Genomic DNA, 16,278 nt, shown 5'->3' on the forward strand with positions numbered 1-16,278 from the left:
GCCTTCTCGAATTCGAGGTTCTTGGCGTGCTCCATCATCTGCTTTTCGAGACGCTTGAGTTCCTTGGCAAGCTGCTTCTCGGACATGTCCTCGAATTTCGCGCGCGCCTGCTGTTCCTTCAGTTCGGCGCGGGCGTCGTCGACGTTGTACACCCCGTCGATAATGTCGCGAATGCGCTTGACCACGCCGCGCGGCGTAATGCCGTTCTCCAGGTTGAAGGCAATCTGCTTGTTGCGCCGCCGTTCGGTTTCGTCGATGGCGCGGCGCATCGAGTCCGTGATCTTGTCTCCGTAGAGAATCGCCTTGCCGTTCACGTTCCGCGCCGCCCGGCCGATGGTCTGGATCAGCGAGCGCTCGGCGCGCAGAAAGCCTTCCTTGTCCGCGTCGAGAATCGCGACCAGCGACACTTCCGGAATATCCAGCCCTTCGCGCAACAGGTTGATCCCGACGAGCACGTCGAAGGTGCCCAGACGCAGATCGCGGATGATTTCCACCCGCTCCACGGTGTCGATATCGCTGTGCAGATAACGCACCTTGACGCCGTGGTCGGCCAGAAACTCGGTCAACTGTTCGGCCATGCGCTTGGTCAGCACCGTGACCAGCACGCGGTCACCCACCTTGACGCGCTCGTTGATCTCGCCGAGCACGTCGTCGACCTGGCTGCGCGCCGGGCGCACCTCGATTTCCGGATCGACGAGGCCGGTCGGACGCACCAGTTGCTCGGCCACCTGACCTGCTGTCTTCTGCTCGTAGTCCGCCGGCGTGGCCGACACGAACACCACCTGACGCATCTTGCGTTCGAACTCGTTGAACTTGAGCGGGCGGTTGTCGAGCGCCGACGGCAGGCGGAAACCGTAGTCGACCAGATTTTCCTTGCGCGCGCGGTCGCCGTTGTACATGCCGTTCAGTTGGCCGATCAGCACGTGCGATTCGTCGAGCAGCATGAGCGCGTCCGACGGCAGATAGTCGACCAGCGTAGGCGGCGGTTCGCCCGGCGCCGCGCCGGAGAAGTGCCGCGAGTAGTTCTCGATGCCCTTGCAGAACCCGAGCTCCTGCAGCATTTCCAGGTCGAAGCGCGTGCGCTGCTCGAGCCGCTGCGCTTCAACCAGTTTTCCGCCGCTATAGAAGAATTCGAGCCGCTCGCGCAGTTCGGCCTTGATCGTTTCGACCGCGCGCACCACGGTATCGCGTGGCGTCACATAGTGCGACGACGGATACACCGTGAAGCGCGGAATCTTCTGACGCACGCGGCCCGTGAGCGGATCGAATAGTTGCAGGGTTTCGATTTCATCGTCGAACAACTCGATGCGCACCGCCATCTCGGCATGCTCGGCCGGGAAGATATCGATCGTGTCGCCGCGCACGCGGAACGAGCCACGCTGGAAGTCGGCCTCGTTGCGGTTGTACTGCATGGCGATCAGCCGCGCGATGATGTCGCGCTGGCCGAGCTTGTCGCCGGTGCGCAGCGTCAGAATCATCTTGTGATATTCAGACGGGTTGCCGATACCGTAAATCGCCGACACCGTGCCGACGATCACCACGTCGCGCCGCTCCATCAGACTCTTGGTGGCCGACAGCCGCATCTGCTCGATGTGCTCATTGATCGACGAGTCCTTTTCGATGAACAGATCGCGCTGCGGCACGTACGCTTCCGGCTGGTAATAGTCGTAGTACGAGACGAAGTACTCGACCGCATTGCGCGGAAAGAACTCGCGGAACTCCGAATAAAGCTGCGCGGCGAGCGTCTTGTTCGGCGCGAACACGATGGCCGGGCGGCCGAGCCGCGCGATCGTATTGGCCATCGTGAAAGTCTTGCCGGAACCGGTCACACCGAGCAGCGTCTGGAACGAGAGGCCATCTTCGACGCCTTCGACGAGCGTGTCGATCGCCGTGGGCTGGTCGCCGGCGGGCGGATACGGCTGGTAGAGCTGGAACGGCGAGCCTTCGAATCGGACAAATTTGGATTCGTCCAGCGTTTCGTCGGCTTCAGTCAGATGTTGTTCGGACATGGGGGCGGTACCGGGCCTTGGGGGCAAAGAACTATTCTAACGGGTTGCGTGAATCGAAGATCGAGCGGGTCTGCGTAGGGTTTTGGGGAGTTGCGCGGGCAGATGCGGACGCAATGGTGTGGCCCTTTGGGCGCAGTTGCACGACATTGGCTCACGACGACGGAACTGCCGCCACGAGCCTTGATTTCGCCGGCTGCGGGCCGCTTTCCGGCTTTCTCCAGGCGGCTTGGCGGGGAGCCCCGTTGTTGCCAAGTGGCGCCGGAGTGCCTGTTTTTCAAGCAAAAAATTCCCTACGAGCGGCGTTGCCGTCCGAAAAACGGCCGCGAATTCGTTACAATGCGAAGTTGCGCTCGGTCGCCGCCGCCCGCAGCGCGTCCACGTTTTGCGCCGGACGCCGCTGGGCCGGCCGTCCGCGATCGGAGCCGCCCTCTTCTCACTACTGCTGCCACCCATCATGTCTCTGTTCTCCGCCGTCGAACTTGCTCCCCGCGACCCGATTCTGGGCCTGAACGAAGCCTTCAACGCCGATGCGCGCACCACCAAGGTCAACCTTGGCGTCGGCGTGTATTTCAACGAAGAAGGCAAGATTCCGCTGCTGCGCGCCGTGCGCGACGCCGAAAAGGCTCGCGTCGAAGCTGCGCTGCCGCGCGGGTATCTGCCGATCGAAGGCATTGCCGCTTACGATGCCGCCGTGCAGAAACTGCTGCTCGGCAACGACTCGCCGCTGATCGCAGCCGGCCGCGTCGTGACGGCGCAGGCGTTGGGCGGCACGGGCGCGCTGAAGATCGGCGCGGATTTCCTGAAGCGCCTGAACCCGAACGCGAAGGTCGCGATCAGCGATCCGAGCTGGGAAAACCACCGTGCGCTGTTCGAAAGCGCAGGCTTCGAAGTCGTGTCGTATCCGTACTACGACGCGCAAACCCACGGCGTGAATTTCGACGCCATGTTGAGCGCGCTGAACAGCTACGCAGCGGGCACCGTCGTCGTGCTGCACGCGTGCTGCCACAACCCGACCGGCGTGGACCTGAGCGTCGAGCAATGGAAGCAGATTGTCGAAGTGGTCAAGGCGCGCAACCTGGTGCCGTTCCTCGACATCGCTTACCAAGGTTTCGGCGACAACATCGAATCGGACGCTGCAGCCGTGCGTCTCTTCGCAGCGTCGGAACTGAACGTGTTCGTGTCGTCGTCGTTCTCGAAGTCGTTCTCGCTGTACGGCGAGCGCGTCGGCGCGCTGTCGGTCATCACGGCAAGCAAGGATGAAGCGGCTCGCGTGTTGTCGCAACTCAAGCGCGTGATCCGCACGAACTACTCGAACCCGCCAACGCATGGCGGCTCGGTGGTCGCGGCCGTGCTGGCCTCGCCGGAACTGCGCGCCACGTGGGAAACCGAACTGGCCGAAATGCGTGACCGTATTCGCGCCATGCGTAACGGGCTGGTCGAACGCCTGAAGGCTAGCGGTGTGGATCGCGATTTCAGCTTCGTGAACGCGCAACGCGGCATGTTCTCGTACTCGGGTCTGACGGCGCCGCAAGTGGACCGTCTGCGCGAAGAGTTCGGCATCTACGCGGTGAGCACGGGTCGCATCTGCGTGGCTGCGCTGAATACGCGCAATCTCGACGTGGTGGCCAACGCGGTCGCTCACGTGTTGAAGTAAGGTGCTGGCGGGCGCGGGCATTCGTTGCACGCGCTCTGCTGCGAATGGTTGTGGAAACGGCGCCCTTTTCAGGGCGCCGTTTCTATTTGTGGCGCGATTGCAGTTTGCAACGTGCCTGTTGCCTGTTGCTTGTTGCTTGTTGCTTGTTGCTCGAACAAAGCCGCTTTCGATACCGCAAGGACTGCCACAATTGCCGCGCCGCGCTTCGGTCACGCGGCGCTCTGGCTCGTCGCTCTTTCAGCGCGCATCCCGATGGATATCGTGCGTGACAAAGCCCGCGTCGTTATCTGGCATGTCGAGCCAATCGGGTTGCGCGAGCGAATGGCGGATGTCTTCCAAACCGCTTTGCCAATGTTCGCGCATCGTCGACAGGCCGAACTGAAAGTCCTTGTAGTGCCCTTCGTATTCCTTGTGCCGGTAGATCAGATGGACCACGTTGTAGCGCTTCGAACACGAAAGATCCTCGGCCAATTTGCACCACGGATCGTCACGCTGATCGGACGGCACGCGATCCAGCACTTCGCGCAACACGTGCCGGAAACGCTGCGACCGCTGCAGCATATCGGTCACGAGACGCGTGCGGCTCGAATACTGAATGTCTTTCATGCGCCCTTGCACGTCGGTGATGTTGTCCGGCACCGGTCCGATCGCGCTCCAGAGATCGACCTGAAAGGCGAGCGTGTCGCGACGCGGCGTGGACTGGATCACCTCATAGAGCGGTGTGTTCGACATCAAGCCGCCGTCCCAGTAGTACTGACCGTCGATCTCGACCGCCGCGAAGCCGGGGGGCAACGCGCCTGACGCCATGAAATGCTCGGGCCTGAGCGTCGTATGGGTGTTATCGAAGTACGCGAAATTTCCCGTGCCGCAATTGACCGCCCCCACCGAGACGCGCATTTCTTTCGAATTGATCCGGTCGAAATCGCAGAACGCCTCGAGCGTGGCCTTCAACGGCGTGGTGTCGTAATAGCTGGCCAATTGCGGCGGCCCGGACACCGTGGGCAACGGCGGCGGAAAGCGCGGCACGAAAAAGCCTTTCTGCCCTTCGACGATGGCGCCCACGGCCTGCGTTGCCGTAAAGGCCTTGCGTATGGCGTCGCTGGAATTGAAGAGCGCGTGCTCGATAAACGCAGGCAACGGTGGCCCGAAGGCGGGCTGGCAAATCGTTTCCCAGAATTGCAGCAGCCGTTCAACCCGCTTTTCGGGCGGATTGCCGGCGATAATCGCCGTATTCAACGCGCCGATCGAAATGCCCGCCAGCCAGTTCGGCTCGATTCCCGCTTCGTAAAGTCCCTGAAAAACACCCGCCTGATAGGCGCCCAATGCGCCGCCCCCTTGCAGCATCAAGGCGACGGTTTCGTATTTGGGCAAATGGAGGTGCCGGCCGGGATGCGCGGAGGGCGCCGGACCGGCGCCCTCGCCTTCCCCGTCGCCGGGCGCGCCGACGCGCGCCCGCTTGAGATTGCGTTGCGCCATAGGCACCTCCTTATTGCATGTACCAGCCGTGGCTCACAATAAAGGACTGGCCGGTCAGCGCCGCCGTCGGGAACGTGGACAGGAACAGCACCGTTTGCGCGACGTCTTCCACCGTGGTGAAGACACCGTCGACCGTGCCGCCCAGCATGACGCGCTTGATCACGTCTTCCTCGCTAATGCCCAGTTCTTTGGCCTGTTCGGGAATCTGCTTGTCGACGAGCGGCGTGCGCACGAAACCCGGACACACGACATGCGAGCGCACGTTGTGCTTGGCGCCTTCTTTGGCAAGCACGCGCGAGAGGCCCAGCAGTGCATGCTTGGCCGTGACATATGCCGATTTGAGCGGCGACGCTTCGTGCGAATGGACCGAGCCCATGTAGATCACGATGCCGCCGCGATCGTCCTTGTACATGTGCTTGAGCGCCGCCTTGGTGGTCAGGAACGCGCCGTCCACGTGGATCGCCTGCATCTTCTTCCAATCCGAAAACGAGTAATTTTCAATCGGATTGACAATCTGAATGCCGGCGTTGGAAATAAGAATATCGACCGAGCCAAGCTCCGCGGCCACTTTGTCGATGCCCTGATTGACGGCGTCTTCGTTCGTGACGTCCATCGCCACGCCGATTGCCTTGCCGCCGCCCTTTTTGATTTCCTCAGCGACGGCGTTCGCGCCGTCCTGATTCAGGTCGGCGATCGCGACAGCCGCGCCTGCTGCGGAAAGAGTCAGCGCAATCTGCTTGCCGATGCCGCTTGCGGCGCCGGTAACCACGGCGACTTTGCCACTCAGATTCGTGTTCGTTGACGACATCCAGAACCTCCATGCAGTTGATGACAATGAGACCACGGGCCGCGGGCGGCGTGAAGTCAGCCAAACGGCATAGGCCGTTCGGCTGAATGCTGCACTGCGGCCGACGCTGCTATTGTGCATGAACCGTGTGAACTCCACCGGTTAAAAGCACGTCGAAACGTATCTCTTTAAACTGGACGTTTTCGGCGGGATTCCGGTGGCATCACCAACAAGGAGGCATGCATGAATTATCGACGTCTGGGCCGTTCCGGCCTGCAGGTCAGCGAGCTGTCCATCGGCTCGTGGGTCACCTACGGCAATCAGGTGGACACCCACGCGGCGCGCGAATCGCTCGCGGCCGCGCGCGACGCGGGAGTCAACTTCTTTGACAACGCCGAGGTGTACGCCGGCGGCAAATCCGAAGAAATCATGGGCCAGGCGCTCAAGGAACTGGCGTGGCCGCGCGTGAGCTACGTGGTGTCGACGAAATTCTTCTGGGGACTCGCGGAAGCGCCGAACCAGTACCACACGCTGAACCGCAAGTATCTGCTGAACGCAATCGACGCGTCGCTCAAACGGCTGCAACTCGACTATGTCGATCTCGTGTTCTGTCATCGTCCGGACCCGAACACGCCGGTGGAGGAAACCGTCTGGGCCATGAGCGACATGATCACCCGCGGCAAGGCGCTGTACTGGGGCACGTCCGAATGGAGCGCCGATGAAATCCGCGCCGCTTACGACATTGCGGAGCGGCATCATCTGCATAAGCCGGTCATGGAGCAACCGCAGTACAACCTGTTTCATCGCAACCGCGTCGAGCAGGAATACAAGCGGCTTTACGAGGATATCGGCCTCGGCCTGACCACCTGGAGCCCGCTTGCATCCGGCTTGCTGACCGGCAAATACCGTGACGGCGTGCCGGCCGACAGCCGCGCGCAATTGCAGGGCTACGACTGGCTGCGCACGCAGGTCACCGACGCGGGCAAGAACAACGTAGTCGGCAAGCTCGGCAAAGTGGCGGACGAGTTGGGCTGCACGATCGGCCAGCTTGCGATCGGCTGGATTCTGAAGAACCCGAATGTCAGCACGGTGATCACGGGGGCATCGCGGGTCGAACAGATCGGCGAGAACATGAAGTCCGCCGAGGTGGCCGAGCGCATCACGCCGGAGATCAAAACGCGAATCGAGGAAATTATCGGCGACGCGCACGACTGACCGGACTCGCGTGAGCGCGTAACATGGCCGTGGCAGCCTCGCGGCCATGGTCGCGTCACGCGTGCAATCCGCTGTCATGCACGGTGCGCAACGCGGCGTCGCGTACAATACGCGACCGCGCTGCACACCGGCGCCGCATGCCCATTGTGCAGCCGCATTGCATCCGCATCGCCGAATCCGCCCTGGAGCGGCATGCCCTCTTTCAGCGTCTCCTCATCATGCTCAGCTACCGCCACGCCTTTCATGCAGGCAATCACGCCGACGTTCTGAAACACGCCGTCGTGTTGCAGCTCCTGCGCTACCTCGGCCAGAAGGACAAGTCCTACTGGTATATCGACACGCATGCAGGCGCCGGCGTCTATTCGCTGAAGGAAGGTTACTCGACCAAGACCGGCGAGTTCCGGACCGGCATCGGCAAACTGTGGGGACGCGACGACCTGCCGCCGATCTTCGCGGACTATGTCGACGAAGTGGGCGCGCTCAATCCGGACGGCCAGTTGCGCTTCTATCCCGGCTCTCCGTATATCGCGTGGCGGCAGATGCGCGAACAGGACCGCATGCGCCTGTTCGAACTGCACACCACCGAAATTGACGTGTTGCGCCACAATTTCCGCGACGCGGGCCGTCGCGCCATGCTGTATGCGGGCGACGGCTTCGACGGCATTCTTGCCTTGCTGCCGCCGGCTCCGCGTCGCGCGTTGGTGCTGCTCGATCCGTCGTATGAGGACAAGCGTGACTACATTCGCACGCTGCGCTGCGTCGAAGAAAGCCTGAAGCGTTTTCCGACCGGCACGTATGCCGTGTGGTATCCACAGGTGAGGCGCCCGGAGTCGCAGCGCTTCCCCGAGCAGTTGAAGAAACTGCAGGATAAGAACTGGCTGCACGTGAGCCTGACTGTCAGCAATCCGCCAGAGGATGGTTTCGGGCTCTTCGGCAGCGGCATGTTCATTCTGAACCCGCCGTATACGTTGGCAAAAACGCTGAAGGACCAGATGCCCTGGCTCGTCCAGGCGCTTGGCGAAGATAAGGCTGCGCAGTTTAAGGTGGAGTATCGCGGCGACTGAGTTTTGTGTTGGGCTACGAGATTTTGTTGGCCGCGAGCTTTTTGCAGCCTTCATGCTTTTGCGGCCACTGAGCCGCACGCAGTTGGCGGAGCCGGGCTAGCGTTGTTTTCGCCCGCCACGCGCGCCCGACGCGCGCGGCCGGTCCGGTTGCTCAGTCAGCCCGAGCCGCCGATTACTTCAGCTGGGCCGCGGCCTTGCGGGCGAAGTCGTTGGTATATGTCGCGTTCAGGTCGATCTTTTTCGGATCGAGCCGGTTATCGAACGAGGACAATGCGCGCAGCGAGGTCGCCGGGCCGTCCGCGGGCATCAAGCCGTCAGGCGAATAAGCGTCGCGCACGTTGTGAAAGGCCTCGACATAAAGCGCCGAGTCGTTGAGCAGATAGGCCGGCGGCACCATCTTCAGCAGATCGGCATCGCTCGCGGACTGCAGCCAGTGATCCGCGCGCACGATTGCGTTGGCGAGCGCCTGCGTCGTCTTCGGATACTTCTGAATGAAATTGTCCGAGGCATACAGCGTCGCCGCCGGCATCGTCCCGCCGAATACCTCCTGCGTGCCCTTCACGGTGCGCGTATCGACCAGCACCTTGATTGCGCCGCTGCGCGCCAGCTTGGTCATCATCGGATCGACGTTGGAGAGCGCGTCGATCTGACCGCCGCTTACCGCCGCGAGCACGGAGGCGCCGCTCCCCACGCCGATCGCCGAAATTTCGTTGCGCTGCACGCCGGCTTTGCGCAAAGCCACGGTGAGCACGAGATCCGTCGACGAACCCGGCGCGCTCACGCCGACTTTCGCGCCTTTGAAGTCCGCGAGCGTCTTGAACTGATCGGCCTTCGATTTCAGCACGGCAACGACGATTTGCGGCGCGCGCCCCATCAACGCAAACGCCCGGTAATGCTGCCCTTTCTCCTGCATGAACAGCGTGTGCTCGAATGCGCCGGCGCCCACGTCGGCGCTGCCGCCTACGACTGCTTCCAATGCTTTCGATCCGCCCGCGAAATCCTCTAGCGTGACGTCGAGGCCTTCGTCCTTGAAATAGCCCAACTGTTGCGCGGCGAGCACCGGCAGATAGTAGAGGCCAGGCAGACCGCCGACTGCCATGGTCAGCGCGGGTTTTTCCGGAGTGTCTTTGGCAAGCGCGGCGCCAGGCAGCGCGGCCAGTGCTAGCAGCGTGACGCAGGCGCAGGCGGCCTGCCGCATCCATTGATTAGTCGGCATTCGATGTCTCCTTGTTCTGTTTTTCGTTCGATGCGGTCGGGCTGGGCTCGATGTCTCGCCCGAGTCGCTGGCGAGAGACCGCGCGCGATGATTGTCGTCGGACGGCTGCGCGTGCGCCATGCGCCCAAACCCCAATGGCGCACGCGATGCGTCGGCGTATGAGTCGTGTCTGCGCTCGCGCCCAGGAGCGCATTGTGATCGTTGATCGAAAAGGGGAAATTGGGTCAATCAGATGCGCGCACGTGCGTCGACGATCTGTCCATGCGCGGCCAGGCATTGACTGAAATGGAAAAGCACTGCCGGAAGCGCTCGCGTCTCCAGTTCTTGCCAAGGTCCACGCACTGGACGATGGCGGCGGTAGCGGTCCGCCGCGTACGCCGGCTGGGTCTGAAACTGAAAGCGAGCGCCTATTGCGGCCGAGGCACCGGGCGGGGCTGCGGCTGCGGTCGTGGCGGCGGCGTACCTCCGCCTGCTGGCAACTGGATATAAGGCGCAACGACGATCGGGATCGACGAATTCGGTGCCAGTTCGGCCGGCGTCGCAATGGGCGGCGCTTCGACGATCGGCTGATGCGAAAGCGGCGCGGTCTGCAAAACGGTTCCGCTCTGTCCGTCGTTGATGCCGTTCTGCGAGTCGAGAATCACCGGCTTACGCGCGCTGGTCGACGCAGCATAAGCAGCCGACCCGGCGAAGATCGAGGTCAGCGAGGCTGCAATGGTCACGGCCAGAATGGATTTGAGCGGGCGGACAGATGGCATGGGCGGACCGGTTGAGTTTGGGAAAGCCGGATTTCGCGGAAAACGCTTTACCTTACCGCGACGGTCGCCGCGAGGCTAGTCGATATTCGCCACGCGTAGCATTCAAACGCCGCCCGACTGCAATTCTCGTAGTCCAGATGTGACAAAGCCCCGTATAGACGGGGCTTGACGCTTTTACTGCCGTGGCTGCGCAATGAGCGCTGCCGGATCAAACGCGATGCCGATGAAACTTACAGCGAGTAGCCGTTGGTTTCGAGCGAACGGATGCGTTGTTCGAGCTGGACGATATCCGACGACGATGCGAGGTAGGCTTCACGACGGGTGCGTTCAGCGGTTTCAAACCAGGTGCTCAGCTTTTCCAGTACGTATGCAAACATGATGTTCTCCAAGGATCAGATTGAATCCCCGGTGGATTGGGCATCAGGGATTTCCCGTAAAAGGGTTAACCCGGATTATAGCCCTATAGTGCAACCTGACTAGTGAAATGCCCGCATGACGTGCATTCCGTTTTGGAATGGCGCACGCGCGTGGTGCGGTCAAGTGATTGATTTAACTCGGGTTGACTTCAATTTGTCGCTCTAGCTCATGCCGCCCCATATTTTTATGCACGATTACGGTGCAAATACGGTCGCGATTGCGATAAATCACAGCAAAAGGTTGCACCTTCCGCAAAACACAATCTCAAACAGGATGACAACCCTGCCCCGAAACCAGATCGGTGTCGGCAAGACGTTCGATGATCGGGCAATCAGGACGCTCGTCGCCGTGACAATGGTCGGCGAGGTGCGCTAACGTGTCGCGCATGTCGGTCAGTTCGGCGATGCGGCGATCAAGTTCCGCGACGTGCTCCAGTGCAATGGCTTTCACCTCGGCGCTGGCCCGCGAGCGATCGTGCCACAGTGCCAGCAGCCGTCGAATGTCTTCGATCAGAAAGCCAAGCCGGCGCGCCTGGCGGATGAAGCGCAGCGAGTGAACCTCTTGCGGACCGTATACGCGGTAGTTGGCGCTGGTACGCGATTTCGCCGCCAGCAAACCGACGCTCTCGTAGTAGCGGATCATTTTCGCCGTGAGGCCCGACGCGCGGGCCGCTTCACCGATATTCATGGCCGTTTCTCCAGTGTGTGCGTCGATCGTACACCTTCCCATGGTGGGAAGGTCATCCACGGAATTGCGTATCGGCAGGCATAATTCAACGGTCGCACTATCCATTTTTTCGAGGCAATCCCAATGACGATCGAATTTCAGGTTGAAGGCATGAGTTGCCAGCATTGTGTGACGGCGGTCACGAATGCAATCCGCGAACTTGACGACACCGCGCAAGTCCACGTGGATCTGGCGTCCGGGCGCGTCGCCGTGGAATCGGCGCAACCGGCCGAGACGCTGAAGGCTGCCATCGACGAAGCCGGCTACACCGTGACGGGCGTCGCGAACGGCACGACCAGCAGTTCGCCCGGCGCGGCCCGTTAAGCGAGTTCACGTCATGTTCAAAATTGCCGTCATTGGTGCATCCGGGCTGCTCGGCCGCGCGCTCGTCGACGAACTGGCGCAGCAGACCGGTTGGCAAGTCGTCGCCACAGCGTTCAGCCGGCCGGCGCCGGGCAAGGTCGCGCTGGATATCCGCGACACGCGGGCGGTCGAGCAGTTCGTCGAGCGCGAAGCGCCGGACGCGCTCGTGATTGCCGCGGCAGAGCGTCGACCGGACGTGTGCGAGCATGACCCCGCGCTGGCCCGCGCGCTGAATGTGGATGCGGTGCGCACCCTTGCCACGTCGGCAAACCGGCGCGGCGCATGGACGCTATCGATCTCGACCGATTACGTGTTCGACGGCACGCACCCGCCCTACCAGCACGATTCCGTGCCCGCGCCGCTCAACGCCTATGGGCACAGCAAGCTTGAGGGCGAGCGAGCGCTGACGGAATCGACCGACCTCGGCTGCGTGCTGCGTTTGCCGCTGCTGTACGGCCCCATCGTCAGTTGGGCGGAGTCGGCGGTGACGAGTCTCGTGCCGGCGATCGCCGGGTCGGCCGCGACCGGGAGCAAACCCGCTGTCATGGATGCGTGGGCGATCCGCTACCCCACCTTCACGCCGGACGTTGCGTTCGTGATCCGGCAGATGCTCGAACGGCACATGCAAGGCGATGCGATCCGCGGCATCGTGCAATGGTCCGGCGACGAACCGATGAACAAGTATGAGATCGCCTTGCGCCTCGCCGAAGCGCTGCAACTCGACGCGCATCTGACGCCGCAACCTGTGCCGACCGATTCGACGCCTCGGCCGCATAACTGCCACCTGGCATCGACCCGCCTCGAAGCGCTTGGCATAGGCCGGCGCACGCCGTTCGATACGGCGATTCGGCAAGTGTTAGCGGCGTTTCCGTGGCGCGGCGCCGCACAAGCGTAGAACGTTTTGTCTGGCAGCGAGAACTGAACGCGGCAAGTCGCCCATGTTGTTATTCGGTCGATGCGCGCCGGCACGACGGCCGTACGTCGAGCCGGCGCGCGTGGCCACCGCGAACCGCCCTCAATGAAAATCGCGGCTCGCCGTGGCCAATTCACCCAGCCATTCGCTGTGGTCCTCGAGGCGATGAGCGACGAGATGGATCACCTCGCCCTTGTTTTTCCGTTTCGCCTTAGCCTGATTCGCGCTCACTCGGTTGCCGGCATTGTCCCCGCCGGTCGCTACGCCGTCGTCGCGCTGCAAAACACCGTAGACCGCCAGCAACGATGCGCCCAGCAAAACCTTGCGCTGCTTTTCCACCAGCGACGGCCAGACGATCACGTTGATCGAACCGGTCTCGTCTTCGATGGAAACGAACACCGTGCCGTTTGCCGTGCCCGGACGCTGCCGCACGGTGACAATGCCGCACGCTCGCGCCAGCGTGCCGTGCTGACATGCGGCGAGTTCCGCGGCCGTGCGAAAACGATGCTTTGCAAGGCGTGCACGCAATAGCGCAAGCGGATGTCGATTGAGCGTGAGGCCAATACTCGCGTAGTCGTCGACGATTTCGCGGCTTTCGGCTGCCTGCGGCAATGTCAGCGGCGCTTCGGCGATCGGCGCATCGCGCAGCAGTTTGGGCACCGTGTGCTGCGCCGTCACGGCCCACCATGCCTCGCGCCGATGTCCCGCGATACTGACCAGCGCATTCGCCGCGGCCAGCGCTTCGAGATCACGCCGCGTCAGGGCCGCGCGGCGGCCCAGATCGTCGACATCGGTAAATGGCGCCTCGTTCCGTGCGGCCATGATGCGTTCAGCGGCCGCTTGCGAGAAGCCTTTGATCAGATGCATGCCGATGCGCACAGCGGGGCCGCGCGCGCCATAGGTGTTCGACGGTTGAAACACGCGGGCAGTCAATCGCTGTGCCGCGCGCCGGACCGTCCTGCTCACCGTCAGACGCCGCAGCGAAAGATCGCGCAATTGCTGCGCGGATAGTACGGCCTGCTGACGATGCAAACAGGTTTCGTCCGCTGAGATCCGCTGTCCTTCATGACCACGTCTCTCGAATGTCGATTCCCAATCGCTCAGCGTCACGTCGGGCGGCAATACCTGGACGCCGTGACGCTTCGCGTCCTGAACGAGTTGCGACGGCGAATAAAACCCCAACGGCTGACTGTTCAGCAAACCCGCCAGAAAAGCAGCCGGTTCATAGCGCTTCAACCACGCGCTGAGGTAGACGAGCAGCGCGAAGCTCGCCGCATGGCTCTCCGGAAAACCATATTCGCCGAAGCCTTCGATCTGTTTGCAGATGCGGTCGATGAACTCCTGTTCATAACCACGCTTGAGCATCCGCTCGTTCAAATCCTTCTGATACTTCGCGAGGTTGCCGCTGCGCCGCCATGCGGCCATCGCGCGCCGTAACTGATCGGCCTGCTCACCGGTATATTTCGCCGCAACCATCGCCAGATGCATGACCTGTTCCTGGAAAATCGGCACGCCGAGCGTGCGTTCGAGCACGGGACGCAATTCATCCTTCGCGTAGTCGACCGCCTCGAGCCCCTGCTTGCGGCGCAGATAGGGATGCACCATGCCGCCCTGAATCGGCCCGGGCCGCACGATCGCCACTTCGATTACGAGATCGTAGTACTTGTTGGGCTTCAGACGCGGCAACATGCTTTGCTGCGCCCGCGATTCGATCTGGAATACGCCGATCGTATCGGCATGGCCGCACATTTCGTAGACGGCTCGATCCTCGCGCGGAATATCCTGCACCCTGAACTTCGGAAAGCCGCGCCTCAACGCGACGAATTCCAACGCGCGCCGGATCGCCGACAACATGCCGAGCGCCAGCACGTCGACTTTCAGCAGTTTGAGCGCGTCGATATCGTCCTTGTCCCACTCGATCACGCTGCGGTCTTTCATCGTCGCGTTCTCGATCGGCACGAGTCGCGACAGCTTGTCTTTCGCAATCACAAACCCGCCAACGTGTTGCGACAGATGACGCGGAAAAGTGCGCAACTCCTTCGTGAGGCGAATCAGATTCTGCGTGATGTGCGAGTTGGCGTCGAAGCCCGCTTCGGCCAGATATTTGGCAACCGCATCCGTGCCGTCCCACCATTGTTGCGACTTGCTGATCCGCTCGATCAAGGACACCTCGAGACCCAGCGCCTTGCCGACGTCTTTCAGCGCACTGCGTGCGTGATACGTAATCAGCGATGCGGTCAGCGCCGCCCGATGACGGCCGTACTTCGTATAAATATATTGAATCACCTCTTCGCGCCGCTGATGCTCGAAATCGACGTCGATATCAGGTGGCTCGTTGCGTGCGCGCGAGATGAAACGCTCGATCAGCATGTTCATGTGCACCGGATCGATTTCCGTGACGTGCAGGCAATAACAAACGATCGAATTCGCCGCTGAACCTCGCCCCTGGCAGAGAATGTTTCTGGAGCGCGCGAAACTCACGATATCGTGCACCGTCAGAAAATACTTTTCGTATTTCAGATCGGCGATCAGCCCCAACTCTTTTTCGATCTGACCGATTCGCTTCAGGTCCATGCCCTTGGGCCAGCGCTCCATCGCGCCGGTCATGACCAGCTTGCGCAGATAACTCGCTGGCGACTCGCCGGCGGGCACCAGTTCCTCGGGATACTCGTACTTGAGTTCGTCGAGCGAGAAACGGCATAGCGCGGCGATACGCAGCGTTTCTTCCAGCGTGTCGCGCGGATACAGTTTGCCAAGCCGCACACGCGTACGCATGTGCCGCTCCGCGTTCGCCTCGAGCGCATGGCCGCATTGCGATAGCGGCGTGACGAGGCCGATGGCGGTCATCGTGTCCTGCAACGGCTTGCGCGATCGGGCATGCATGAGAACGCCGCCTGCCGCGACCAGCGGCAAACCGCTCGCTTTTGAAATCATGCGCAAGGCGTCGATCTGAAGATCGTCGCTGCCCGTTTGCCAGAGTTCGAGCGCGATCCACGCCCGTTGTGCAGCGAACGAGGCGAGCCAATGCGCGCAACGCAGCGTATGCGAGAGCGTCGCCGCGCGCTGCGGCACGAGCATCAGCACGCAATCGGGTAAGGTTTTTAGATGCTCAAGATGGGGGAGTGAATCGGTGAAGTCGGATGGGCTAAGGCGATAGCTGCCCTTGTCCGCTCGTGATCGAGCCAGCGTGATCAGTTCGGAAAGATTGCCGTAACCGTTTCGGTTGGTTGCAAGCGCAACCAGGGTGCAGAAGGGTTCGCCGGTTTCGTCGGTCAGATTGAGTTCGCTGCCGATGATCAGGTGAGGGAGGGGTTTTAATACCTCAGTTTCCGCAGCTTCCGTGGGTTCCTGCTGCGACGCTTCGATTTTTGTCGCGTCTTCCGAAGGCGCTTCCGATTGCGCAGCTTTGGCCCTGTCCTCGCGCTCTTTCTGCTGACGGTCCCGCTCCTCTTTGATTTCCTTCAACGCCGTGTGAGCGCGCACGACGCCGGCCAACGAGCATTCGTCGGTAATGGCGAGCGCGCTGTAGCCGCGCGACATCGCCTGTTCGACGAGTTCATGGGGATGCGATGCGCCCCGCAGAAACGAGAAGTTAGTCAGACAATGCAATTCCGCATACGCCGGCAACTGAGTGGCGAGTGGCTGTTGCGCGAGGAACGACGGCTGGGTTAGTGACATGA

The 16,278-nt window shown here is 61.7% G+C and carries 13 protein-coding genes; 5 read left to right on the top strand and 8 right to left on the bottom strand.

The features are described from left to right. Positions 1 to 2,009: excinuclease ABC subunit UvrB (uvrB, locus tag B0G82_RS00005; RefSeq protein WP_121306299.1), on the bottom strand; the 2,009-nt coding region annotated here is incomplete at its 3' end. Positions 2,010 to 2,463: 454 nt separating this feature from the next. On the opposite strand from uvrB, the gene B0G82_RS00010 reads away from it, so the two are divergent. Next, positions 2,464 to 3,663, top strand: coding sequence for an amino acid aminotransferase (locus tag B0G82_RS00010; protein ID WP_121306300.1), 1,200 nt, complete (start codon positions 2,464 to 2,466; stop codon positions 3,661 to 3,663). Between the two features lie 237 nt (positions 3,664 to 3,900). On the opposite strand, the gene B0G82_RS00015 is transcribed toward B0G82_RS00010, so the two are convergent. Together B0G82_RS00015 and B0G82_RS00020 are read right to left on the bottom strand one after the other, a co-directional pair. Continuing rightward, the gene (locus B0G82_RS00015; RefSeq protein WP_116116433.1) at positions 3,901 to 5,139 is read right to left on the bottom strand and encodes a patatin-like phospholipase family protein; all 1,239 of its coding nucleotides are present in this window, start codon (positions 5,137 to 5,139) and stop codon (positions 3,901 to 3,903) included. A 10-nt stretch (positions 5,140 to 5,149) separates the two neighbouring features. Beyond that, positions 5,150 to 5,947 (bottom strand): 3-hydroxybutyrate dehydrogenase, encoded by a 798-nt coding sequence (locus B0G82_RS00020; RefSeq protein WP_106285035.1) that lies wholly within the window; start codon positions 5,945 to 5,947, stop codon positions 5,150 to 5,152. Positions 5,948 to 6,169: 222 nt separating this feature from the next. On the opposite strand from B0G82_RS00020, the gene B0G82_RS00025 reads away from it, so the two are divergent. Both B0G82_RS00025 and rlmJ read left to right on the top strand, forming a co-directional pair. Continuing rightward, a complete protein-coding gene (locus B0G82_RS00025) occupies positions 6,170 to 7,141 on the top strand; it encodes an aldo/keto reductase (RefSeq protein ID WP_116116430.1) in 972 nt (323 codons plus the stop codon). A 218-nt stretch (positions 7,142 to 7,359) separates the two neighbouring features. After that, on the top strand, positions 7,360 to 8,205 hold the full coding sequence (rlmJ, locus tag B0G82_RS00030) for a 23S rRNA (adenine(2030)-N(6))-methyltransferase RlmJ (protein ID WP_116148591.1): 846 nt from the start codon (positions 7,360 to 7,362) through the stop codon (positions 8,203 to 8,205). A 172-nt stretch (positions 8,206 to 8,377) separates the two neighbouring features. Here rlmJ and B0G82_RS00035 read toward each other — a convergent pair whose 3' ends face one another. The 4 genes from B0G82_RS00035 to cueR all read right to left on the bottom strand — a co-directional run bounded on the left by B0G82_RS00035 (position 8,378) and on the right by cueR (position 11,283). Then, complete coding sequence (locus B0G82_RS00035) at positions 8,378 to 9,421, bottom strand: ABC transporter substrate-binding protein (protein WP_121306301.1); 1,044 nt, start codon at positions 9,419 to 9,421, stop codon at positions 8,378 to 8,380. Between the two features lie 407 nt (positions 9,422 to 9,828). Then, positions 9,829 to 10,179 (bottom strand): hypothetical protein, encoded by a 351-nt coding sequence (locus B0G82_RS00040; RefSeq protein WP_121306302.1) that lies wholly within the window; start codon positions 10,177 to 10,179, stop codon positions 9,829 to 9,831. A gap of 230 nt (positions 10,180 to 10,409) precedes the next feature. After that, on the bottom strand, positions 10,410 to 10,556 hold the full coding sequence (locus B0G82_RS00045) for a DUF3563 family protein (RefSeq protein ID WP_012432419.1): 147 nt from the start codon (positions 10,554 to 10,556) through the stop codon (positions 10,410 to 10,412). Positions 10,557 to 10,860: 304 nt separating this feature from the next. Further along, complete coding sequence (gene cueR / locus B0G82_RS00050) at positions 10,861 to 11,283, bottom strand: Cu(I)-responsive transcriptional regulator (protein ID WP_116116426.1); 423 nt, start codon at positions 11,281 to 11,283, stop codon at positions 10,861 to 10,863. Between the two features lie 123 nt (positions 11,284 to 11,406). Between cueR and B0G82_RS00055 the strand changes: the two genes are divergently transcribed. Both B0G82_RS00055 and B0G82_RS00060 read left to right on the top strand, forming a co-directional pair. Next, positions 11,407 to 11,646: a cation transporter gene (locus B0G82_RS00055; protein WP_116142424.1), complete on the top strand. Its 240-nt coding sequence runs from the start codon at positions 11,407 to 11,409 to the stop codon at positions 11,644 to 11,646. A 13-nt stretch (positions 11,647 to 11,659) separates the two neighbouring features. Then, a complete protein-coding gene (locus B0G82_RS00060) occupies positions 11,660 to 12,580 on the top strand; it encodes an SDR family oxidoreductase (protein WP_121306303.1) in 921 nt (306 codons plus the stop codon). Between the two features lie 120 nt (positions 12,581 to 12,700). Here B0G82_RS00060 and B0G82_RS00065 read toward each other — a convergent pair whose 3' ends face one another. Next, the gene (locus B0G82_RS00065) at positions 12,701 to 16,276 is read right to left on the bottom strand and encodes an error-prone DNA polymerase (protein ID WP_121306304.1); all 3,576 of its coding nucleotides are present in this window, start codon (positions 16,274 to 16,276) and stop codon (positions 12,701 to 12,703) included. Between the last annotated feature and the right edge of the window lie 2 nt (positions 16,277 to 16,278).

Source organism: Paraburkholderia sp. BL17N1 (genome assembly GCF_003634175.1).
GTDB lineage: Bacteria > Pseudomonadota > Gammaproteobacteria > Burkholderiales > Burkholderiaceae > Paraburkholderia.